Here is a 22,119-nt window from a genome sequence, read left to right as displayed (position 1 = left end):
TAAGTTTTAATAAAAGTGGCACAAAAGTACTTAAAAATCTCGACTCTTATATTCGCACATTTGTTAATTTAATCCAAAATTAAATAGATGCTAATTCAAGCGTAAAACCATATTTTTCATAGATTTTCAGTTTATTACCAACTTAGAAATTCCCTAAAAACACTTCGTATTTTTTTGCTAATTTTGTCCCATGACTAAAGTTATTATTATTGGTTCTGGAAATGTAGCACAGCATCTAATCACTGCTTTTCAAAATGCTGAAAATTTGGGAACTGAAATCGAATTGGTACAAGTGTATTCAAGGCGATTAGGAACAGTATCTCACCTACTCGATCATGTTAAAATTACGGATGATTTACATTCTTTAGCAGAAGCAGATCTCTACATTATTGCTGTTTCTGATGCTGTCATTGCATCGATTGCTGCTCAACTTCCGTTTAAAAATCGATTGGTAGTACACACTTCAGGGGGCGTTTCTTTGATTGCTTTGGATGATAATAATCGAAAAGGTGTTTTTTATCCTTTACAAACCTTTTCAAAAAATAAGGAAGTAGATTTTAGTACTATTCCAATTTGCTTGGAAAGCGAAAATGCAACTGACTATCAATTATTAGACAAAGTAGCCAAATCAATTTCGGATAAAATATTTGTAATTAACTCTGAACAAAGAAAAGCCTTGCATGTAGCAGCCGTTTTTGTTAACAATTTCACCAATCATCTGTATCAAATAGGACAAGAAATTTGTAATGACAACCGCGTTCCTTTTGAAATTTTAACTCCTTTAATTTCTGAAACCGCTCAAAAAATAATGTTACTTTCGCCACAAGAAGCACAAACTGGTCCGGCGAAACGTAATGATATTGCTACTATTGCAACACATGAGGCCTTTTTAACAAATGAAAATCATCTTAAAATTTATCAAACACTAACACAATCAATACAAGAGAATGGCAAAAAGTTATAAAGAAATCATGAATGATATCAGCACGTTTATATTTGATGTTGACGGCGTATTAACAGATAGTTCTGTTTTTGTGACCAATGAAGGAGAAATTCTTCGTACTATGAATATTCGCGATGGTTATGCCATGAAAGCTGCTGTAGAAAGTGGCTATAATGTGTGCATCATTTCTGGAGGTAGCAACGAAGGCGTTCGCATAAGATTGCGCAATTTAGGAATTACAGACATTCACTTAGGAACACCAAATAAAGTAGAAACATTTAAAGAATACGCGGATGTTTACACTATTAATCCTGAACATGTTTTATATATGGGCGATGATATTCCTGATTATCATGTGATGAAACTGGTTGGTTTAGCGGCCTGTCCACAAGATGCAAGTCCAGAAATCAAGGCGATTTCTAAGTATATTTCGCACAAAAACGGTGGAAAAGGTGCTGCAAGAGATGTCATCGAACAAGTCATGAAAACACAAGGAAAATGGATGGCACATTTTGATGGGAAACACGATTAGAACTATTTTAAATGTTAAATCATAATTTTAAATATCATCAATGTTTCCAATTTTAAAACTCATTCGCTACCAAAACTTACTAATGCTTGCTTTTATGCAGCTTGTTTTTCGGTATGCTTTTTTTAAAATTCAAGATATTCCTTTGGCTCTAGCCGATTGGCAATATGGATTATTAGTTTTATCCACAGTTTTGATTGCTGCTGGTGGTTATGTAATTAATAATATTTTGGACCAAAAAACAGATGCAATCAATAAGCCAAATAATGTTATAATTGGAAAAAATATTTCCGAAACCAATGCGTATACCGTTTATATGGCACTTACGGTTGCCGGTGTGTTAATTGGTTTTTATTTGTCAAATGTGATCTTGAAACCTAGCTTTGCGGCTGTTTTTATTTTGATCGCTGCCACCCTATATTTGTATGCAACAAGTTTGAAACAAATACTGATTGTTGGCAATAGCATAGTGGCAATTCTACTGTCTTGCAGTGTCATTATCATTGGTATTTTTGACTTACTACCCGCAATAGACGCTGGAAACCAACAACAAATGAGAATTGTTTTTTCTATACTTTTGGATTATGCAATTTTTACTTTTTTCATCAATATGCTTCGGGAAATTATCAAAGATATCGAAGATGTAGATGGTGATTACAATCAAGGAATACGCACTTTACCTATTGTTATTGGTAAATCAAGAACTGCTAAAATAGTATTTGGACTTAGCTTTGTTCCTATTTTATTACTATTGTATTATATCAATTCTTATCTTTTAAACTTGATTTATACCACCATTTATTTGTTGCTTTTTGTAATGGGCCCTTTATTTTATTTTACTGTAAAAGTTTGGTCGGCACAAACTAAAAAGGAATTCTATACCTTGAGTTTGCTCTTGAAATGGATTATGTTCTTTGGAATTCTCTCCGTTGTTATTATCAGTATAAATATAAAATACAATGCTTAAAAATAAATTAGAAAAATACCGTTTAATTCTGGCTTCGGGTTCACCAAGACGCCAACAATTTTTTAAGGATTTAGACTTGGATTTTGAAATTAGATTAAAAGAAATTGATGAAATTTATCCTCCAGAGTTAAAAGCCGAGCAAATTACCAACTATTTAGCGGTGTTAAAAGCGAGTGCTTATGAAGGCGAATTAAAAGCAGGTGAAATTCTAGTAACCAGCGATACAATTGTTTGGCACAATAATACCGCTTTGGGTAAACCAAAAGACGAAAAAAATGCTTTTGAAATTCTGAAATCTTTATCAAATGCAACCCATGAAGTCATCACATCGGTTTGTTTTAAAACCAATGAGAAAGAGGATGTTTTGCATGATGTTACCAAAGTCACCTTTAAGGAACTAAGTGATGCAGCCATTTATTATTATTTAGAAAATTATAAACCGTATGACAAAGCTGGTGCTTATGGAATTCAGGAATGGATCGGTTTTATTGGCGTTTCAAAAATTGAAGGCTCTTATGCCAATGTAATGGGATTGCCTACGGACAAAGTGTTCGACTATTTGTGTAAATTAGCTTAATTAAATTATGAATATGGTCTTTTTTCAAGAATATACTAGAGAACTCATTGCCACTGGAATTCTAGGAATTCTACTAATTTTATTGCGAATAATTGCTACAAAACTGGTGAGACGTTACGCAAAAACAAATCAAACTCTGGAGCATAGAACCAATTTAGTGATAAAATACATTCACTTGTTTATCAATATTTTGGTCGTAATTGCTTTGATCATTATTTGGGGAGTGCAAACCAAGGATATTTTTATCGCACTTTCTTCTATCACAACCGTTGTGGGTGTTGCTATGTTTGCCCAATGGTCTATTTTAAGCAACATTACATCCGGTGTTATTTTGTTTTTTTCATTCCCATTTAAAATTGGTGATGTCATAAAAATACATGATAAAGATTTTCCTATCGAAGCTGAAATTGAAGATATTGGAGCATTTCATGTGTATCTAAAAACAAGGGAAGGCGAAAAAATCATTTATCCCAATAATCTCCTTTTACAAAAAGGAATTTCGATATTGAAAGACTATTTTGACGATAAAGAATTTGTGGATTGAGACATTATTTCACAACTTTTTTCGATTTTAGATTCCAAATTTATTTTTTAAAAGTGATAATTTTACAACTATTGATAGAAAATATATAATATTTCATTTTTTTTAATTTTTCATATTTGTCGATTAGGAATTAAACCATTCAGTATGGAATAGTGTACCAATTATTTAAAGAATAAAAAACATGAATGACATTTTAAAATTTCCATTGTATGCCAAATTAACCGCTGTTTTATTGGGTCTAATAGCACTAATTTTCGTACTCTATATTGGTCAGGATATTTTAGTGCCGGTGATGATGTCCTTTTTATTTGCTATTTTACTGTATCCAATAGTGCAGTTTCTAAAATCGAAACTCTACTTTCCACACGTTTTGGCAGTTATGCTGGCTGTACTTTTGTTTGTTTTGTTTTTTATTGGGGTTTTTGTCTTTTTATCATTTCAAATAAGTGATTTTGCAGAAGATTTTGATAAAATTGAGCGTAACATCAACGTTCATATTCGAAATATTCAAGGCTTTATAAGAGATAATTTCCATTTAAGTTCCCGAGAGCAAAAGCAATATATTGATACCGCTACTGAAGATTCAATGGAAAAGGGAAAAGAAATGATTGGTACTACTTTAATGTCATTTACTGATACATTGGTAAATTTGACATTAATACCTATTTATACTTTTTTAATTCTGTTGTATCGAACGCATTTTTTATTGTTTTTATCGAAGTTATTCAAAAAAGAGAACCACGAGCAGTTAAAAGATATATTGACAAACATTAGAGTTGCCATAAACAGTTACATCGTGGGTTTAATCATTGAAATGATTTTGGTCTCCACAATGACAACACTCGGGTTTATGGTAATTGGTGTGAAATATGCCATTTTATTGGGAATAATCACAGGGATTTTAAATCTTATTCCGTACATCGGAATTCTTTTTGCTGGAGTATTAAGTATTGTGGCTTCGCTAACTAGTTCACCAGATTTGTCCATAATTATTGGTGTCATCGTTATCACAGTTATAGTTCAATTAATTGACAATAATATTTTGGTTCCTATGATTGTAAGTTCAAAAGTAGAAATAAACGCCTTTGTATCGATTATTGGAATTATTATAGGTGGAGCAATTGCAGGAGTTTCTGGTATGTTTTTAGCACTTCCTATTCTGGCAGTACTCAAAGTAATTTTTGATAGAGTAGAATCTTTAGAACCTTGGGGATACCTTATGGGAGATCATTTACCCAAAACATATACTTGGCGCAACATTAAGCTACCGTTGTTTGATTCTGAATCAACACCAAAAAAAATAGTTATCAAGACTGATATTGTAGTCCCCGTATTTACTGAAACTACAACCGAAAATGACACTACTAGAACCAACGAATAATCTTTAAAAGAGTATCTTTCGACTATTCAAATTCTGAATTTTGTTAATTCGAACTAGTACTTAAAAGATTTTTCTTTTGTTTGGTTAACAATGTTTAAAATTATTATTTTTTATCATGTTTAAAAAACAAAGACTGGTTCTACTTATTTTAATCGCCTGCTGTTATCAAATTTCTTTTTCTCAGGTTGAAAAAAAGCGAAAAGATTCCTCAGCCATGTATAAACAAATACAGACCTACTCTAAGAAAAATAAATTTACAAAAGTTCTTCATCGACTCGTGTTTAGACCTGTAAATCTAAAAACTAAAGATTTAGCTATTGCCCCTAAAGTGTTTAAAAATTTTGAAGGGAAAATTATTCGAAACATCAATATTGTAACATTAGATCCATTCGGGTATTCTGAACTTGACACCACCAAAAAAGCTAGAAATTGGGCAGAACGTTCTGGTAATAGAATTCACATAAAAACCAGCCGAAGTGCGATTAGAAATGTTTTACTCATAAAAAAAAATAAACCATTTGATTCCTTATTGGTCAAAGAATCTGAACGTTTAATTAGAACCCAACGGTACATAAGCCGTGTAGATATCGCTCCTCAAATAATTCTAAACAATAGTGACTCGATTGATATTAACATTAGAGTTTTAGATTCTTGGAGTATTATTCCAAAAGGCTCTGTGTCTAGTTCCGGAAGTAGATTTGAAATTATTGATAGAAATATCATAGGTTCTGGTCATGAATTAAATACAAAATTTAGAAACAGATTCAGCGATGGCAAAAATGCCTATGGTGTGGGGTATACCATTCCTAATTTTAAAAATACATTCATTAAAACTACAGTAAATTATCAGATCGATTTAGATGATTATTACAGTAAAAGCATCAACATAGAACGTTTGTTTTATTCTGCACTTACCAAATGGGCTGGAGGAATTTATCTTGACACACAGTTTAGAAAAGACACGCTTCCAGATAACAATCGTGTATTTTCATACCAAAATTTCAAATACAATTCTCATGATTTATGGCTTGGTTATGCCTTTAAAATTCTTAACCGGAATACTGAAAGTGACCGAACCACAAATCTAATACTTGCAGGTCGTTTTTTAAATGTAAAATATTTAGAGAGTCCGGCTCTGGTTTACGATCCTGAAAAATTTTACACTAATGAACAATTTTCATTTTTAGGAATTGGTCTTGCATCACGTAAGTTCGTTCAAGATAATTATATTTTCAGAAATGGAATTATTGAAGATGTTCCCATTGGAAAAATATTTGGAATTACTTCGGGATATCAATTTAAAAATAATCTAGGGCGCTATTACATAGGAGCACGTGCGGCTTTCGGAAATTATTATAAATGGGGATTTTTAAGCGCTAATTTTGAGTTGGGTACTTTTCTAAATAAATCTATTACCGAACAAAGTGCTTTTTCATTTCAAGCAAATTACTTTACCAAGTTAATGAGCTTTGGGAAATGGAAATTAAGACAGTTCGTAAAGCCACAACTGATAATTGGTTCCAAACGACTTAATAGCATTGGCGATCAGCTTAGTATTAATGACAACAATGGCATCCAAGGATTTAATAGTCCTGAATATGGAACCCAAAAAGCAATAATGACTTTGCAAACGCAGGCATATGCACCATGGAATCTATGGGGATTTCGATTAAACCCTTACTTTAACTATTCTATCGCATTGCTTGGAACCCCTACCCGTGGACTATTAGTAAGTAAAGCCTATTCTAAAGTTGGAATAGGAATGATTATAAACAATGACTTTTTAATATTTAGTGCCTTCCAAATTTCACTATCCTACTATCCATCAATTCCTGGTACCGGCGAAAATGTTTTTAAAACGAACTCATTTGAAACTACTGATTTTGGATTTCAAGATTTTGATTTAGGCAAACCACGAGCCGTTATTTTTAAATAACCCGCAATCATTATAAATAACTATTTTTTATTATTTTTACATAACTCTTATTGTGTCAATAAGTTATTCTTAAAACAGCAAAACCAATAGTGTTAATTATGTAATTTAATATAATAATTGTATAAGATTACATATGTTAATAATGCTTACTTTTATACTGTAATTAGTTACTAACAAAAACCCATAAAAAATGAAAAAAATCACCTTTTATTTAATGATGATGGTATTATCATTAAGCGTTGTTCCAACACAAATGTTAGCCGCAGAGAAGAATCCAACTTCGGTTTCAAATACTCCAAAAGAAGTACCTGCTGAAGTTAAAGTATTGCTGAATCGTCTTGACGAAATAAAAGCAATGGACAAATCATCTTTAAACGCTTCAGAGAAAAAAGAGCTGCGTAAAGAAGTGCGTGCAATTAAAGCAGAATTAAAATCTACAGGAAATGGTGTATATCTTTCTGTAGGAGCAATTATAATAGTTATTCTTTTATTGATCCTTTTATTGTAAATAAATTTATAACTGTAGAAAAAGGAAGCGATATTCGTTTCCTTTTTTTATGCAGTAAAATAACACTATTAATTGTTAATTATATGATATTGGCACAGTTGTTGGCTTTATCATAAAACGAGATAATACGGTAACTAAAAATTACTAGGTATTAATTACTAATTAAAATTTTGAAAAATGAAAACATTAAAATTAATTATTGCAGGAATTATACTTTTTGCTACCACGACTGCAACCCAAGCACAAGTTTCAGTAAATGTAAATTTAGGTAATCCTCCTTCATGGGGTCCAGTTGGTTACTCTTCTGTAGATTATTATTATTTACCAGATATCGAAGCATATTATGATATTAGAGCTACACAGTTTATTTATTTTGGTGGAGGAAGATGGATTCGTTCCAGAAACCTTCCTAATCAATACAGAAACTATAACTTATACAATGGTTATAAAGTTGTCCTAAACGATTACCGTGGTTCAAGACCTTACAGTAACTTTAAATCTCACAAAGTAAAATATTACAAAGGATATAAAGGAAAACCACAAAAATCTATAGGTTCAAACCGAAGTTATAATAACAAGGCATACAAAAGTAATGGGAATTATGAGAATGGTAATAAAGGAAATGGACATAAAGAAAATGGACATAAAGGTGGAAAAGGGAATAATGGAAATGGAAAAAATTAATACTGATTTTATATAATTTATAAGAAGAGTCTCAGCAATGAGGCTCTTTTTTTTAGGATATTAATGCTTAACTAAATGTCCTTTTGTATGTTTTGGCACAGTTGTTGGAAATAATTTAAAAGAATCGTGTTTACGAGCTATTATATTAAAATTATTACTAATTAAATTTTTGAAAAAATGAGAACATTAAAACTAATCGCCATAGGAATTATCCTTTTTGCCTCGAGTACCATACATGCACAAATTTCTGTAAATCTTAACATAGGTACCGCTCCAAACTGGGGTCCCGTTGGCTACGCTGAAGCTGAATATTACTACTTACCAGATGTTGAAGCCTATTATGATGTGAGAGCTACTCAATTCATTTATTTTGGTGGCGGTAGATGGATTCGTTCTAGATATTTACCAAATCAATATCGAAACTATGATTTATACGGTGGATACAAAGTAGTACTCAACGATTATCATGGTTCTAGACCGTATACCAACTTTAGAAATCATAAAGTAAAATATTACAGAGGATACCATGGTAGCCAACAAAGAAATATAGGTTACAATGATAATCGCAGGTATTATGACAACGATAATAGAAATTATTATCAGAGAGATCATGATAATGATAACCGAAAAGAATATAAAAAACACGATAAAGGGCATGGTAAAGGAAAAGGACATGATAGAGATTAAGCAAATAATAGTTTAAAAGAGAGAGAGAATCAGTTTTGATTCTCTCTCTCTTTTTTGTTACTAAAGAAAATACAAAACATTTTAGAAGAGATTATTTAATTCCTACATTTGAAGCAATTGCAAATTAAATTTAAAACAATGCAAAAAAAATCCCTCTCAACACTATTACTCTTTCTTTTATGTTGCCAAATACTTCTTGCACAACAACCCAAAAAGCCAAATTCTGTTGAAATTTACAATCAAATTGAGAAACTAAATTTTCTTGGATCCGCACTCTATATCGCGGCTCACCCAGATGATGAAAATACACGTTTAATCGCCTATTTAGCCAACGAACAAAAAGCTAGAACTGGCTATTTATCTTTGACACGCGGAGATGGTGGACAAAACTTAATAGGAACGCAACTAAGGGAATTACTCGGCGTGATAAGAACTCAAGAACTTATTGAAGCAAGAAAAATTGATGGTGGGGAGCAATTTTTCTCTCGTGCAAACGATTTTGGTTTTTCTAAAAACCCAACAGAGACATTAGAAATTTGGGATAAAGAGAAAGTATTGGCTGATGTTGTTTGGGCCATACGAAAATTTCAACCCGATGTAATTGTCAACCGATTTGATCATCGCTCTGCAGGAACCACTCACGGTCATCACACGGCATCAGCAATGCTAAGTGTAGAAAGTTTTGCCTTAGCAAACGATCCAACTATTTTTCCTGAACAATTAGAATTTGTACAACCTTGGCAAGTAAAACGCCAGTTTTTTAACACCTCATGGTGGTTTTACGGTACTATGGAAAAATTTAATGCAGCTGATAAAACCAATTTAATTGCCTTGCAAACTGGTGTGTTTTATACGGGCATTGGTAAATCAAATCAGGAAATTGCTGCCTTAAGTCGCAGTCGTCATCAATCACAAGGTTTTGGAAGCACAGGAACACGAGGTGAAGAAACAGAATATTTAGAATTCATAAATGGTGAACCACTGCAAGCTAAAAAATCTATTTTTGAAGGAATTGATACCTCTTGGAATCGTGTTAAAGGAGGGAAAGCCATTGGCGAATTACTATCTAAAATTGTAGCAGAATACAATTATAACAATCCATCTGCGAGTATTCCAAATTTGGCGAAAGCTTATGCTATGATGAAAGCTGTGGACGAAAATCATTGGGTACCGCTAAAATCTGAGGCAGTAAAAGAAATTATAGCTGCCTGCTCAGGATTATACTTAGAAGCCGTAGCCCAAAATCAAGAAGCAACTCCCGGAAGCACTATTAAACTGAAACTTGAAGCCATTAACAGAAGCTCAGCGCCTATACAATTAACGAGCGTGACCACTTTACCAGAAAAAATAAATACACCTCAGAATCGCGAGTTAAAAAATAATATTCTAAATAACATAAATCTCGATTTAAAAGTACCTGAATCAATTAACTACACGCAACCGTATTGGTTAGACGAAAAAGGAACAGTAGGAATGTATACCGTAAATCAGCAACAAAATAGAGGTATTCCTGATATTATTCGCGAAGTTAAAGTAGTTTTTACGATTCTAATAAACGGAATCGAAATTCCATTTGAGCGGACTGTAGTTTACAAATTCAATGACGACGTAAAGGGTGAAGTCTATAATTATCTGGATATTGTGCCTGAGGTGACCACATCAATTATTGACAAAGTTTTGCTTTTTAGAGATTCAAAAAGTAAATATGTAGGTGTGAAAATCAAGGCCGGAAAAGACGCATTAAAAGGAGATTTACAACTTGAACTTCCTAACAACTGGAAAATTGTCCCAAAATCAATTCCGTTTAGTATTGAAAAAAAGGGTACCGAACAAGTCGTCTATTTTGAAGTAACTGCTCCAAATAAATCGGAGGAAGCAACTGCAAAAAGCATTGCAATTATTAACAATAAACGTTTTGATAAGGAACAAATTATCATTAATTACGACCACATTACCAAACAACAAGTTTTAAAATCAGCTGAAGCCAAAGTAATAAAAACGGACTTAAAAACCATTAACGAAAAAATTGGCTACATCATGGGTGCTGGTGATGAAGTTCCTAGTAGTTTAACGCAATTAGGATACACCTTAACGCTCCTTAAACCTGAAGACATTACACCTGAAAAATTAGAAAATTTTGATGTGGTAATGACCGGAGTTCGGGCTTACAACACTGTAACCGCTTTAGCCAATAAGCAAAACATACTTTTTGATTTTGTAAAAGGAGGAAAAACAATGCTCGTACAATACAATACTGCTGGCGATTTAGTAACGGAGAATATTGCGCCGTACCCTTTAAAACTTTCTCGTGATCGAGTTACAGAAGAAAATGCAGAAGTTCGCTTTTTAGCACCAAATCATCCCGTTTTGAATTTTCCAAACAAAATTACAACTAAAGATTTTGAAGGCTGGAAACAAGAGCAGGGATTGTATTATCCGGGTGAATATGATACAGCCTTCACTCCTATTTTATCTTCAAATGATAAAGGGGAAAGCCCAAAAAATGGTGCGCTGTTAATTGCTCCTTATGGAAAAGGACACTACATTTATACTGGGTTAAGTTTTTTTAGAGAACTACCTGAAGGTGTTACCGGTGCATATAAATTACTTTCTAATATGATCTCGTTACAACCATCAGAAACGATTCCTACACAAAAAATAAAGCCCTAAACCTAACTAAAATGGAAACAAAAAAAGTAAAAACCTGGAAAAAAAACTATACTTGGGTCTTAGTGGCCAATGCCATTTATATTTTGATCTTTTGTCTCATCATGAAATTATACGCCTAAATTATGCAATTATTTGATTGGATTATACTCATAGTCACTTTACTGTTCATTGTAATTTATGGTGCTTGGAAAACCAAAGGCAGTAAAAATGTTCAAGACTTTATTCTAGGAAGTAATGAAACTCCTTGGCACGTTGTAGGACTTTCAGTGATGGCAACACAAGCTAGTGCCATTACGTTTCTATCGACGCCAGGGCAAGCCTACCATGACGGAATGGGCTTTGTGCAATTCTATTTTGGATTACCCATAGCGATGGTTGTCATTTGCGTTACTTTTATCCCATTATATCACAAATACAAAGTATATACAGCTTATGAATACCTCGAAAAAAGATTTGACCTAAAAACGCGTTCGCTTGCGGCTATTTTGTTTTTGTTTCAAAGAGGACTTGGAACTGGATTAACGATTTATGCACCAGCCATTATCTTATCGGCGATATTAGGTTGGAACTTAACTTATATGAATATTATCATTGGGGTTCTAGTTATCATTTATACCTTTTCTGGTGGAACCAAAGCGGTTAATGTAACTCAAAAACAACAGATGTTTGTCATCATGTCGGGTATGTTTATTACCTTTTTTCTGATCTTGCATTATTTACCAAATGACATGACTTTTACTTCTGCCTTGCATATCGCTGGTGCGAATGATAAAATGAATATTGTCAATTTTTCGTTTGATCCCGAAGAAAAATACACCTTTTGGAGCGGAATAACCGGTGGTTTTTTCTTGGCATTAGCCTATTTTGGAACCGATCAATCCCAAGTGGGACGTTATCTATCTGGGAGATCGGTTCGCGAAAGTCAAATGGGACTGATCATGAACGGATTATTAAAAGTGCCGATGCAGTTCTTTATTTTATTGACTGGTGTTATGGTATTTGTTTTTTTTCAGTTCAATCCCGTTCCTTTGAATTTCAATCCAAATAACAAAGCTATGATTGAAAAATCAGCTTTTAAGGGCGAATACAATGCTTTGGAGAAAAAATTAGACGATTTATCGGAAGATAAAAAAGTAATTAATCTGTTGTATATCGATCAGCTCAATCAAGATTATGACAATCCAATTCTTCGAAAAGAATTAGTCGCATTATCAAATAAAGAAAAAGATTTGAGAGATCGAGCAAAGGAAATAATCCTAAAAGCCGACAGCAACAGTGAGACTAATGATAAAGATTATGTGTTTTTTCATTTTATCCTAAATTATCTACCCAAAGGACTTATTGGCTTGTTACTAGCCGTAATTATTTCGGCAGCGATGTCGTCAACCGCTTCGGGATTAAATGCACTAGCATCAACTACTGCTATTGACATTTATAAACGAAATGTAAAAGAAGAAAAATCAGAAAGACATTACTTGTACGCAACAAAATTTTTCACTCTATTGTGGGGTGTTATTGCCATACTTTTTGCTTGTATTGGTACCTTATTTGAAAATTTGATTCAATTGGTAAACATCATTGGATCTATATTTTACGGAACCGTTTTGGGGATTTTTCTGGTTGGTTTTTATATCAAAAATGTACAATCTAAAGCTATTTTTTACAGTGCGGTAATTAGTCAACTTACAATTTTTATTATCTATTATTATGCCATCTATATTTTCCCAAGTGGAGAAGAAAAACTGGGTTACCTATGGTTAAATTTTATAGGAGCCATGCTCACCATAGTAATTTCGTTGCTGTTACAATGGACTATTTTTAGAAATCAGAAGGCAGTTGTAGCATAAAGTAAAAGCGTTTTAATTTTAAATAAATAAACTTTTGTAATCAAAACCGCAGATTCGCAGATTATTAAAATCTTTGAATCTGCGGTTATTCATTTTACAGCATACAACTAAACTGGGAATCAATGGTGGTTTATTAGGATAACACAAATGCTTCGTATTCAAAATAAAAATCAGCAAATCTGCGGTTAAATTTATCATTGCCTAAGTCTGTACTAATCCGAATATGATCTAAAAATCATAGCTGAAAATTGGAAATAAAATACAAAAAAAAATCCCGCTTCGATATAGTATCGAAGCGGGATTTTGTATTTAAATGCAGTAAATTAACTCTTACTCCATTCTGCAATACTGTCTTTATTCATTTTTACATAATCTTGGTTTTTTGCAATCTCAGCTGCTGCAAGTGATAATTTTGCTGTTTCAATTGCTCCTTTTTTATCTCCTAATTTAGCTTGAATTAAGGATTTCAATCTGTTGTACCAAAACGGTTTTTCTTTTGTCATGTCCAGTGCTTTGTTTACATAAACTAATGCTTTAGCATTGTCACCATTAGACTGGAATAAAAATTGAGCCGATGAAAAATAATCTCCAGCACCTGGTCCAGCAAGTACTTTATCAATGTTTGCAGTTGCTTTTTGTTGCGTAGGCACTTCAAATTTTAAAGCAGCATAAGAGTTCTCCCAATACATTTCTAAAAAAGCAAAGTTATTGTCTAAACCACTAACTCCCATAGTAAAAGTTTCAACACTTTTATTTACAGTTTCTGGTTTAACGGTAGCTCTAAGTGCTACATTTTCTTCTTTCCACTCCTCTGGATTCCCCCAGTTATCAGTAGTCTTGTAGAAAATGATTTCCCAACTTTCTATTTTTGGATTCGTATACAACGAATATTTTCCTTTTTTTAATGTTTTACCATCAATAATTACATCATCACTAAAGGATACCGTTGTATTTTCGTTCGCTCCCGTTCTCCAAACTTTTCCAAAAGGAATCAAATTACCAAAAACGACTCTGCCTCTTGCGCTTGGTCTGGAATAAACGATTTCTACCTCTGTCAAACCTACAGTTTGCATAATAGTAGATTTTGGACTAGACTGAGGTGTTTTTACTTGAGCCTCGATAGTAAAGTTTGCTATAATGATAGCCAATACAAGGATTATTTTTTTCATACTTTAATTTTTTTGAACTTCAAATTTACAAATTCAACAGCTTTAAAATGTTAATTATTTCTTAATTTAGAATCCAAATTCCGAACAAGATCAAAGTCCAATTCGTTAAAATGGTTGATAATGACATCTGCTTTAGACAAATCTTGAGCTTCTGAATGAATACTGTTGTATCCCACACACAAAATACCCGCTGCTTTGGCTGCTTTGACACCATTTGTACTATCTTCAATCACAATGCAACTTTCTTTTGGTGCAATCGAAAGACTTGCTGCGTGTTCAAAAATAGCAGGATGTGGTTTTGATTGTGGAAAATCCTCTCCACTTATTTTATAAGAAAAATAATTGTGTAAGTTGAACCTATTAAACACACGCTCAATCGTAACTTTGGATGCCGAAGAAGCCAAAATCAATTGCATTCCGTTTTGGTGTAATTCTTTGATGAGATTTTCAACTCCCTCTAGTAATTCTAAATCAGCTTTACTATCAAAAGCATCATTAAAAATGTTTCGTTTTCTTTGTATTAAATCTTCAACTTCCTGCTCGATTACAAACATCTCTTTCAATTTTTGAAATGTATTGCGAGTAGAGAAACCCGTAAATGAAGTGTACATTGCCTCCGTTACAGCAATATTTAATTCCTCAAATTGCTTGAAGTAAGCATAGCGATGCACGGGCTCTGTATCGACAATTACACCATCCATGTCAAAAATTACGGTTTGTATCATTTATTTTTAGATTATTAGACTTTTTAGATTACTCCGATTTTTTAATACTAGGCACTGAACACTATTTCTTAAGTAAATACCGAATCACAGTTTCTGCAGCGTACAAGCCAAATAATCCTGGCATATAACTGTTTGTTCCGTAAAATGATTTCTTAAAATTTGATCCATCTGTCATTTTTAAACTAGATTCATCCTGAATTTCAGAAGAAAAAACCACCTTTAGTTTATCTATTTTAACTTCTTTTAATCGTCTTCTGATCGTTTTTGCAAAAAAACAATTCACCGTATTCGTAATATCAGTCACTTTTACTTTAGAAGCTTCCATTTTACCTCCTGCACCCATACTGCTTATGATTTTTACTCTTTTGCGTTTTGCTGCAATAATCAAATTTAATTTGGGAGTCACACTGTCAATGCAATCTAAAACATAATCAAATTCTTCAGAAACTATTTCAAAAGCGCGCTCCGGAGATAAAAATTCTTGTACGCGAGTTAACTTCAATTCTGGATTAATATCCATCAATCGATCACCAACTACCGTTATTTTAGGTTGTCCGACTGTAGAATGCAAAGCAGGTAATTGTCGGTTAATATTCGTAATATCTACTACGTCCCCATCAACAATCGTCATGGTTCCTACTCCTGCACGTGCTAAAAATTCAGCTGCAAAAGAACCAACGCCACCTAATCCTACTACTAATACATTTGCATTTTGCAAATTGGTTAAACCTTCTTTTTTGAATAGAAGTTCTGCTCTTTCTGTCCATTCTGCCATTATTCTCTTTTTTTTAATTTTAGTATTGATAGGGTACTCTAATATTTCTACAATTCCTTAAAAAACACTTTGTGAAAATTGTATTTTATGAGTTCCTGCATTTCCAAGATTGAAATTCCTTTGTATGTTGCTGCCAATTCATACACTGCTGCAATGTTTTCTGAAATTGTATCGGTTTCAAGAAAAATTTTATCATCTGGAATACTCTTGAAAACGGATTCTAATTCGGGATTCAAAAGCAAATATTTCCCAAAGGAGATATAAAATCCATTGCTTATTAATTGTTTCGCGAGTTGTTCACTTTTTGAAAATCCATGAACGATCATAGGAATAGTGATGTTCAATTTTTTCTTTGTTGCAATTAATTCATCAAAAGATGCTACACAGTGCAACACCACTGGTTTATTATATTTTTGTGCCAAAACCAACTGTTTTTCGAAAACCAACTGTTGCAATTCGATCGGAATTGCAATGCGTTTATCCAATCCGCATTCACCAACCGCGAGACAATTGGGTTCTTGCAGTTTTGTTTCCACTATATCTAAATCCGATGCTAAACGCTCCTCGACAATAAACCAAGGATGAATACCAATAGAATATACTGGAATACTAGCATCAAAATCCTGTGGATACTGATTGACTAACTCGACAATATTTTCTTGCTGCGTGGCTGTATGTGTATGTAAATTGTAAAATTTCATTTAATCATGAAACTTTTTGACACCCGCTTCTATGGCGATATCCAAATCATTTTCAAGCGGCACTATGGGACAAGAATACTGCGAATTGTATGCGCAATACGGGTTGTAGGCCGTATTAAAATCAATGGTTAATGTATTTCCTGCTGGAACGCGTAAATCGATATATCGTCCACCAATATAACTTTCTTTGCCAGATGTGGCATCTGAAAAGGGTAAAAAAAAATAATCCTTGTACTCCTCTTTTTTAGAAAGTTCGATATTGCGATACACATTTAGCTTAAAACTCCTTCCTTTCATGACAAATGAAAGTTCTCCATATTTTACATACAGCGGCTTTCTGTCAGTAGTAGTTTTCATTTCAAAAGGTTGTTCCTTTTCTGTTTTAACTAAAGTAGCTGTGACAAAAAAAGTTTTATTGGCAGGATAAAAAGCTAAAGATTTAAATGTTGCACGATCTTCGGATGTTAGCGGACTCTTTTTTGCATCAGCGAATTCCTTATTCATCTTATTTTGAAATTGTACAACTGCTGCCGATTTAAATGCATTTTGACCGTAAGCCAAAGCTAACTGCATAAAGAAGAAAAAAAGTACTTTGGTTTTCATATTTTAATTTTATGCAAAATTAGTCTAAATGTTGGAAGTTGCCAAGTGTAATTTTGCAACATACGACCTTAAGATGTTAAACTCTAGCCCAGATAGCAGTGAAAATCCTTGTATTTTTTTGCTGCAAAAAAAATAGAAGATTGTAACGAATAGCTGGAAAAAGCTCCTAAAAAACATTGTAAATTTGTACAATAGAAATAATACATATGCTCGCAAACGCTTTACAACGCTACATAAATAATTTTAGAGGTTTTACCAGAGAAGTTTGGATATTGACACTTATCACTTTCATTAACCGCGCTGGCACGATGGTGTTGCCATTTTTATCCAAGTACTTAAAGGAAGATCTGAATTTTTCCTACGCACAAGTAGGTTGGATTATGGTCGCTTTTGGTTTTGGTTCTATGCTAGGATCTTGGCTGGGCGGTAAATTATCTGATAAAATTGGGTTTTATAAAATCATGGTTTTTAGTTTATTTACCAGCGGACTACTGTTCTTCGCTATTCAATACATACGCACATTTTGGGGATTGTGCATCGGAATGTTTGTCATTATGACTATTGCCGATATGTTTCGTCCCGCCATGTTTGTGTCTCTAGGTACGTATGCAAAACCCGAAAACCGTACCAGAGCCTTAACATTAGTGCGGCTTGCGGTTAATTTAGGATTTACTGCCGGACCCGCTTTAGGAGGTTTGATTATTATGAATTTAGGCTATAGCGGTTTGTTTTGGGTAGATGGAAGCTCGTGCATCATCTCGATTTTGATTTTTACATTGCTAGTAAAAGAACGTAAAAAACCAGCCGATTTGAATACGGCGAGCCACGAAACCGAGATACCAGCCTCCGTTTTCAAGGATAAAATATTTTGGATTTTTCTTTTTGTATGCTTTGTCTCGGCTATGCTGTTTTTCCAACTTTTTACCACTTTACCGCTATATCACAATGAAAAATTTGGCTTAACTGAATTTCAAAGCGGTCTTTTATTGTCGTTGAACGGACTTTTGATTTTCTTTTTAGAAATGCCAATTGTTAGTATTAGTCAAAGAAAAGGCATTGATAAACTAAAAATCATTCTTTGGGGATCTTTATTAATGTCGATTAGTTTTTATGTTTTACTAATAAATATTTGGGCAGGTGTATTAGTGATCAGTATTATTTTTATCACATTTGGCGAAATGTTTATTTTTCCGTTTTCGAATTCATTTGCACTGAGTAGAGCTCCAAAAGGGCATGAAGGCCGCTATATGGCTTTGTTTACTATGAGTTTCAGTTTAGCACACATTGCCAGCTCTAAAACTGGTTTAGAAATAATTGACCAATATGGCTATCAATCCAACTGGTTTGTTATGGGAACGCTAGGAATATTAGCCGTTGGAGGGTGTATCTGGTTACAAAAACTAGTACAACAAGAGCAGCAATAATTTTTTTTTGGGCGTGACCACATTTCAAAAAGGGGCAAATCAACATGCAGGTTCCATTGCCCCTTTTAGCAATGTGGTCGGTCTATCCGCTGTATCTTTTATGAAATCCTTAAAACAGGATTTTATAAAAGGATGCCGCTACTATCCCTCACGAAACAGCGTTTTCATCAATCATGGGTACCTTGAACACGCATTTTCAAATTGAAAGTCGTTTTATTGAATCCTTGTATCTTTTTCAAGCACAACCTTTACTAAACTTTACTTCTCAATAAAAAAAACAACACAAAAAACAGTAAGTTAATTATAATCAATAATTTAAACCAAATAGTAAATTTTAAACTAAAAATTTAGTTAAATAACTATAAAAATAGTTCGTAAACTATAAATATAGTTGTATGTTTGCTGCAAATAATAAAATCATGCAAAAACTGACTAATAAAGAAGAGGAAATCATGCACATTTTATGGAAGCTCAAAAAAGCGTTTGTAAAAGAAATCATGGCAGAAATCACCGAAGAACAACCGCATTACAACACGCTTTCTACCATTGTTCGCAATCTGGAAGAGAAGGGTTTTGTAGCGCATTATGCTTTTGGAAACACACATCAATACTATCCTATCGTAAGTTTAGAAGAGTATAGAAAACGCTTTATGAATACCGCTATCGATAATTACTTTAATAGTTCTTATAAAAATATGGTGTCGCATTTTGCCAAAGAAGAAAAAATTTCGGCTGAAGAGTTAAGATCTATTCTTGAAATGATTGAAAAAAAGTCTTAGACATGGAAAATCTGCTTCTGTACTTCGTAAAAGTCTCTGGTTTATTGATAATATTTTATCTTACCTACGCGATTTTGTTGCAAAAAGAAACCTTTTTCACTGCAAACAGATGGTTCTTGATAGGTGGATTGTTTACCTCGCTCCTACTACCCTTTTATTTCTTTGAAAAAGTAGTTTTTGTGGCAACTCCAAAAAATACATTTCAAGATGTAATCGTAATGGGCAAAAATACGGTAGCAGCTACAAACCATTTTACTTTAGAAAACCAAATCAATTGGTCCTTTATTTTAATCTGTTCTTACCTTATTGTTGCAGCTTTTTTAGGATTTAAAATCATTGCAGAGATCGTTTCGCTTTTTTACATTTTGAATAAAAAAGAATTCATTAAAGAAGATAAATTAGCCATTGTAGATTTAAACAAAGACATTGCTCCTTTCTCGTTTTTCAATTATATCGTGTACAATTCTAGATTGTATTCTGATAATGAATTGCAAAATATATTGTCACATGAAAGGATACACAGCCGGGAAAAGCATTCTTTTGACATCTTAATTTCAAAAATATTTTGTGTTGTTTTTTGGTTTAACCCCTTTGTTTGGTTATACAAAAAGGCACTCATTCAAAACTTAGAATACATTGCTGATCAAAAAGCAATCCAAAATACCAATGACAAAAAAGCGTATCAAATAACGCTTTTGAAAGTAGTTTCTAATCAAAATTGCTTTACAATTACTAATTCTTTTTATCAATCATTAATCAAAAAACGAATCGTTATGTTAAACAAAACCCAATCAAAAAAATGGAATTCATGGAAGTATGCGCTCATTATTCCATCATTAGTAACTTTTGTAATTTTATTTCAAGTAAAAGTAGTTGCACAAGAACGCCAAAATGCTGCAAATCAGTTAGAATCTAGTCAAGAAATAATTGAAATAACAATTGACAAAAATACTACTGATGAAGAAATTAAAAATAATATCGAAAAATTAAAAAACGATGCTAATGTTGAATGCAACATTTCAAAAATCAAACGAAACTTAAATGGAGAAATTACTTGTATATTTATTATAGCCTTAGACAGCAAAGGTTCAAGATGTAAGTACAATATTGATAGTGATAAACCAATTACACCTGTAAAATTTAATTTAAAAAAGAATAAAAATGGTACTGGAGATTTTACTTTTTGTGAAAATAATACAATTACAGGTAATGAAAATGATGACATATTTTCAAACGATATGGAAACACCTGTCGCTCCTGTTCCACCTTCGATGGCTACATCATATTCTAAAATGCCAACACCACCTACTCCACCTCGCTTTCCCGCAGAGCCAACAGTAAAAGCACCAAAAGCGCCTAATTTCCCAACAGCGCCTAGAGCACCAAAAGGTTCCCCTGAAAAAGGAGATGAAAATGAAAAAAAAATGAGAATTTTAATAAATAAAAATGAGAAAGAAAGAACTGAAGAAATACAAGTTCAAAATGACGAAATTCAAGCTAAGATAGATATCGAACAAGCTAGAAAAGATGAAATTCAAGCCAGAAAAGATAAAATTCAAGCTAGAAAAGATGAAATTCAAGCCAGAAAAGATAAAATTCAAGCTAGAAAAGATGAAATTCAAGCCAGAAAAGATAAAATTCAAGCTAGAAAAGATGAAATTGTAGTTAGAAAAGATAAAATTCATGCTAGAAAAGATGAAATTCAAGCTAATTTAGATAAAGACTAAATATAATTTTCATTAACAAAACAAAGACGGTCCCTAGCTAGACCGTCTTTTTTTATACCTTTAGAAAAAAAACATGTTCAAAATTTTAGCACAAATCAACAAAATACTTTTACCTAGTTTCACCAAACAGCGCTTGGATTTGGCCAAAGCTAAAAAATGGCAGATGGCAATTATTGGTTTTAGATATTATGTAACCACAAGGGCATTGCGCTAGTACGTAAGGGCAGCAAAAATGGCTTTCCCATCTAGTTTTGATCTGCCGTTTAAAAAACTTAATTCGATCAGAAAATTACACTGAACGATTTCTCCACCTAGTCGTTCGACTAATTCACATACGGCTCGGGCTGTCCCGCCAGTCGCTAAAACATCGTCGTGTATCAGGATTCGGTCTCCTTTTTGAATTGCATCAGCATGTATTTCTAAAGTATCCGTTCCATATTCTAAATCATAAGTGGCCGAAATGGTTTCGTAAGGCAATTTATTCGGCTTTCGAACCGGTATAAAACCCGCATTCAATTCCTGAGCTAGCAATGTACCGAAGAAAAATCCGCGGCTTTCTACCCCTATCACTTTATCAATCCTTTGATTTGACACTGCCGCAACCAGAAAATCAAGGCACTTTTTTCTCGCTTCGGCATTAATTAATAAAGGAGTTATGTCTTTAAACATAATTCCTTCCTTTGGAAAATCCTGAATATCACGGATATACTTTTCTAATGACATATTTTTTTATTTTTTTATAATTTTACAGTTGCAAATTACACATTTATGCCTATATTTGCACCCGCAATGAAGTTATTATAACGGTTTGCAAATGGCCTTGTGGCGCAACTGAATAGCGCACTTGATTACGGCTCAAGAGGTTACTGGTTTGAATCCAGTCAAGGTCACGAAGTAAAACGCAACTATCTGATTATCATTTAGTTGAGTTTTTATTTTTAAT

At 33.1% G+C, this 22,119-nt stretch carries 22 protein-coding genes and 1 tRNA gene; 17 read left to right on the top strand and 6 right to left on the bottom strand.

What is annotated here, in order from left to right:
* The first annotated feature begins 190 nt into the window (after positions 1 to 190).
* From ACNQGB_RS06885 to ACNQGB_RS06830, 12 genes are all read left to right on the top strand, one after another.
* Entirely contained in the window at positions 191 to 964 is a 774-nt protein-coding gene (locus tag ACNQGB_RS06885; protein WP_417944566.1) for a Rossmann-like and DUF2520 domain-containing protein, read from the top strand.
* The gene (locus ACNQGB_RS06880; RefSeq protein WP_417944567.1) at positions 948 to 1,475 is read left to right on the top strand and encodes a KdsC family phosphatase; all 528 of its coding nucleotides are present in this window, start codon (positions 948 to 950) and stop codon (positions 1,473 to 1,475) included. Before ACNQGB_RS06885 ends, ACNQGB_RS06880 begins: the two co-directional genes overlap by 17 nt.
* Positions 1,476 to 1,515: 40 nt before the next feature.
* Positions 1,516 to 2,439, top strand: a complete 924-nt coding sequence (locus tag ACNQGB_RS06875) for a geranylgeranylglycerol-phosphate geranylgeranyltransferase (protein WP_417944568.1) — start codon at positions 1,516 to 1,518, stop codon at positions 2,437 to 2,439.
* Positions 2,432 to 3,016, top strand: a complete 585-nt coding sequence (locus ACNQGB_RS06870) for a Maf-like protein (RefSeq protein ID WP_417944569.1) — start codon at positions 2,432 to 2,434, stop codon at positions 3,014 to 3,016. Before ACNQGB_RS06875 ends, ACNQGB_RS06870 begins: the two co-directional genes overlap by 8 nt.
* 13 nt (positions 3,017 to 3,029) lie before the next feature.
* A complete protein-coding gene (locus ACNQGB_RS06865; protein WP_417944570.1) occupies positions 3,030 to 3,560 on the top strand; it encodes a mechanosensitive ion channel domain-containing protein in 531 nt (176 codons plus the stop codon).
* 181 nt (positions 3,561 to 3,741) lie between these two features.
* The gene (locus ACNQGB_RS06860) at positions 3,742 to 4,941 is read left to right on the top strand and encodes an AI-2E family transporter (protein WP_417944571.1); all 1,200 of its coding nucleotides are present in this window, start codon (positions 3,742 to 3,744) and stop codon (positions 4,939 to 4,941) included.
* A gap of 214 nt (positions 4,942 to 5,155) precedes the next feature.
* A complete protein-coding gene (locus ACNQGB_RS06855) occupies positions 5,156 to 6,877 on the top strand; it encodes a BamA/TamA family outer membrane protein (protein ID WP_417944572.1) in 1,722 nt (573 codons plus the stop codon).
* Between the two features lie 190 nt (positions 6,878 to 7,067).
* Positions 7,068 to 7,385, top strand: coding sequence for a hypothetical protein (locus ACNQGB_RS06850; RefSeq protein WP_417944573.1), 318 nt, complete (start codon positions 7,068 to 7,070; stop codon positions 7,383 to 7,385).
* A gap of 177 nt (positions 7,386 to 7,562) precedes the next feature.
* A complete protein-coding gene (locus ACNQGB_RS06845; RefSeq protein ID WP_417944574.1) occupies positions 7,563 to 8,069 on the top strand; it encodes a hypothetical protein in 507 nt (168 codons plus the stop codon).
* Positions 8,070 to 8,246: 177 nt separating this feature from the next.
* Positions 8,247 to 8,756 carry a hypothetical protein gene (locus ACNQGB_RS06840; RefSeq protein ID WP_309755798.1) on the top strand — a complete coding sequence of 170 codons (510 nt, stop codon included), beginning with the start codon at positions 8,247 to 8,249 and terminating at the stop codon, positions 8,754 to 8,756.
* 138 nt (positions 8,757 to 8,894) lie between these two features.
* Positions 8,895 to 11,426 (top strand): PIG-L family deacetylase, encoded by a 2,532-nt coding sequence (locus ACNQGB_RS06835; RefSeq protein ID WP_417944575.1) that lies wholly within the window; start codon positions 8,895 to 8,897, stop codon positions 11,424 to 11,426.
* A gap of 122 nt (positions 11,427 to 11,548) precedes the next feature.
* Positions 11,549 to 13,273, top strand: a complete 1,725-nt coding sequence (locus ACNQGB_RS06830; protein ID WP_417944576.1) for a sodium:solute symporter family protein — start codon at positions 11,549 to 11,551, stop codon at positions 13,271 to 13,273.
* A 323-nt stretch (positions 13,274 to 13,596) separates the two neighbouring features.
* Here the strand turns inward: ACNQGB_RS06830 and ACNQGB_RS06825 are convergent, their stop codons facing one another.
* The 5 genes from ACNQGB_RS06825 to ACNQGB_RS06805 form a co-directional block, all read right to left on the bottom strand.
* Complete coding sequence (locus tag ACNQGB_RS06825; RefSeq protein ID WP_417944577.1) at positions 13,597 to 14,442, bottom strand: DUF2911 domain-containing protein; 846 nt, start codon at positions 14,440 to 14,442, stop codon at positions 13,597 to 13,599.
* Between the two features lie 50 nt (positions 14,443 to 14,492).
* Positions 14,493 to 15,167, bottom strand: a complete 675-nt coding sequence (locus ACNQGB_RS06820) for an HAD family hydrolase (protein WP_417944578.1) — start codon at positions 15,165 to 15,167, stop codon at positions 14,493 to 14,495.
* A 61-nt stretch (positions 15,168 to 15,228) separates the two neighbouring features.
* Entirely contained in the window at positions 15,229 to 15,942 is a 714-nt protein-coding gene (locus tag ACNQGB_RS06815; protein WP_417944579.1) for a tRNA threonylcarbamoyladenosine dehydratase, read from the bottom strand.
* 47 nt (positions 15,943 to 15,989) lie between these two features.
* Positions 15,990 to 16,643, bottom strand: a complete 654-nt coding sequence (locus tag ACNQGB_RS06810) for a TatD family hydrolase (protein WP_417944580.1) — start codon at positions 16,641 to 16,643, stop codon at positions 15,990 to 15,992.
* Positions 16,644 to 17,246: a DUF1684 domain-containing protein gene (locus tag ACNQGB_RS06805; protein ID WP_417944582.1), complete on the bottom strand. Its 603-nt coding sequence runs from the start codon at positions 17,244 to 17,246 to the stop codon at positions 16,644 to 16,646.
* A gap of 206 nt (positions 17,247 to 17,452) precedes the next feature.
* On the opposite strand from ACNQGB_RS06805, the gene ACNQGB_RS06800 reads away from it, so the two are divergent.
* The 4 genes from ACNQGB_RS06800 to ACNQGB_RS06785 all read left to right on the top strand — a co-directional run bounded on the left by ACNQGB_RS06800 (position 17,453) and on the right by ACNQGB_RS06785 (position 21,390).
* Positions 17,453 to 18,670: an MDR family MFS transporter gene (locus tag ACNQGB_RS06800; protein WP_417944583.1), complete on the top strand. Its 1,218-nt coding sequence runs from the start codon at positions 17,453 to 17,455 to the stop codon at positions 18,668 to 18,670.
* 419 nt (positions 18,671 to 19,089) lie between these two features.
* Positions 19,090 to 19,449 (top strand): BlaI/MecI/CopY family transcriptional regulator, encoded by a 360-nt coding sequence (locus ACNQGB_RS06795; RefSeq protein ID WP_309755806.1) that lies wholly within the window; start codon positions 19,090 to 19,092, stop codon positions 19,447 to 19,449.
* A gap of 2 nt (positions 19,450 to 19,451) precedes the next feature.
* The gene (locus tag ACNQGB_RS06790; RefSeq protein ID WP_417944584.1) at positions 19,452 to 21,176 is read left to right on the top strand and encodes a M56 family metallopeptidase; all 1,725 of its coding nucleotides are present in this window, start codon (positions 19,452 to 19,454) and stop codon (positions 21,174 to 21,176) included.
* Positions 21,177 to 21,249: 73 nt separating this feature from the next.
* Positions 21,250 to 21,390, top strand: a complete 141-nt coding sequence (locus ACNQGB_RS06785; RefSeq protein ID WP_417944585.1) for an SsrA-binding protein — start codon at positions 21,250 to 21,252, stop codon at positions 21,388 to 21,390.
* Here ACNQGB_RS06785 and ACNQGB_RS06780 read toward each other — a convergent pair.
* Positions 21,387 to 21,899, bottom strand: coding sequence for an adenine phosphoribosyltransferase (locus ACNQGB_RS06780; protein ID WP_417944586.1), 513 nt, complete (start codon positions 21,897 to 21,899; stop codon positions 21,387 to 21,389). The two genes, ACNQGB_RS06785 and ACNQGB_RS06780, sit on opposite strands and share 4 nt — an antisense overlap.
* 93 nt (positions 21,900 to 21,992) lie before the next feature.
* Between ACNQGB_RS06780 and ACNQGB_RS06775 the strand changes: the two genes are divergently transcribed.
* Positions 21,993 to 22,066: transfer RNA gene (locus ACNQGB_RS06775), tRNA-Arg, on the top strand.
* The last annotated feature ends 53 nt before the right edge of the window (positions 22,067 to 22,119 follow it).

It is taken from the genome of Flavobacterium frigidum, assembly GCF_048286795.2.
The sequence above is the reverse complement of the archived record's forward strand: the minus strand, read 5'-3'. Positions and strand labels throughout refer to the sequence as shown.

Bases quoted from the DNA above. Each gene is read 5' to 3' on its own strand.
- ACNQGB_RS06870 (WP_417944569.1), top strand. From the start codon at position 2,432: ATGCTTAAAAATAAATTAGAAAAATACCGTTTAATTCTGGCTTCGGGT.
- ACNQGB_RS06780 (WP_417944586.1), bottom strand. From the start codon at position 21,899: ATGTCATTAGAAAAGTATATCCGTGATATTCAGGATTTTCCAAAGGAA.
- ACNQGB_RS06790 (WP_417944584.1), top strand. From the start codon at position 19,452: ATGGAAAATCTGCTTCTGTACTTCGTAAAAGTCTCTGGTTTATTGATA.
- ACNQGB_RS06885 (WP_417944566.1), top strand. From the start codon at position 191: ATGACTAAAGTTATTATTATTGGTTCTGGAAATGTAGCACAGCATCTA.
- ACNQGB_RS06835 (WP_417944575.1), top strand. From the start codon at position 8,895: ATGCAAAAAAAATCCCTCTCAACACTATTACTCTTTCTTTTATGTTGC.
- ACNQGB_RS06785 (WP_417944585.1), top strand. From the start codon at position 21,250: ATGTTCAAAATTTTAGCACAAATCAACAAAATACTTTTACCTAGTTTC.
- ACNQGB_RS06815 (WP_417944579.1), bottom strand. From the start codon at position 15,942: ATGGCAGAATGGACAGAAAGAGCAGAACTTCTATTCAAAAAAGAAGGT.
- ACNQGB_RS06820 (WP_417944578.1), bottom strand. From the start codon at position 15,167: ATGATACAAACCGTAATTTTTGACATGGATGGTGTAATTGTCGATACA.
- ACNQGB_RS06840 (WP_309755798.1), top strand. From the start codon at position 8,247: ATGAGAACATTAAAACTAATCGCCATAGGAATTATCCTTTTTGCCTCG.
- ACNQGB_RS06800 (WP_417944583.1), top strand. From the start codon at position 17,453: ATGCTCGCAAACGCTTTACAACGCTACATAAATAATTTTAGAGGTTTT.
- ACNQGB_RS06855 (WP_417944572.1), top strand. From the start codon at position 5,156: ATGTATAAACAAATACAGACCTACTCTAAGAAAAATAAATTTACAAAA.
- ACNQGB_RS06845 (WP_417944574.1), top strand. From the start codon at position 7,563: ATGAAAACATTAAAATTAATTATTGCAGGAATTATACTTTTTGCTACC.
- ACNQGB_RS06875 (WP_417944568.1), top strand. From the start codon at position 1,516: ATGTTTCCAATTTTAAAACTCATTCGCTACCAAAACTTACTAATGCTT.
- ACNQGB_RS06850 (WP_417944573.1), top strand. From the start codon at position 7,068: ATGAAAAAAATCACCTTTTATTTAATGATGATGGTATTATCATTAAGC.
- ACNQGB_RS06805 (WP_417944582.1), bottom strand. From the start codon at position 17,246: ATGAAAACCAAAGTACTTTTTTTCTTCTTTATGCAGTTAGCTTTGGCT.
- ACNQGB_RS06810 (WP_417944580.1), bottom strand. From the start codon at position 16,643: ATGAAATTTTACAATTTACATACACATACAGCCACGCAGCAAGAAAAT.
- ACNQGB_RS06860 (WP_417944571.1), top strand. From the start codon at position 3,742: ATGAATGACATTTTAAAATTTCCATTGTATGCCAAATTAACCGCTGTT.
- ACNQGB_RS06795 (WP_309755806.1), top strand. From the start codon at position 19,090: ATGCAAAAACTGACTAATAAAGAAGAGGAAATCATGCACATTTTATGG.
- ACNQGB_RS06880 (WP_417944567.1), top strand. From the start codon at position 948: ATGGCAAAAAGTTATAAAGAAATCATGAATGATATCAGCACGTTTATA.
- ACNQGB_RS06825 (WP_417944577.1), bottom strand. From the start codon at position 14,442: ATGAAAAAAATAATCCTTGTATTGGCTATCATTATAGCAAACTTTACT.
- ACNQGB_RS06865 (WP_417944570.1), top strand. From the start codon at position 3,030: ATGGTCTTTTTTCAAGAATATACTAGAGAACTCATTGCCACTGGAATT.
- ACNQGB_RS06830 (WP_417944576.1), top strand. From the start codon at position 11,549: ATGCAATTATTTGATTGGATTATACTCATAGTCACTTTACTGTTCATT.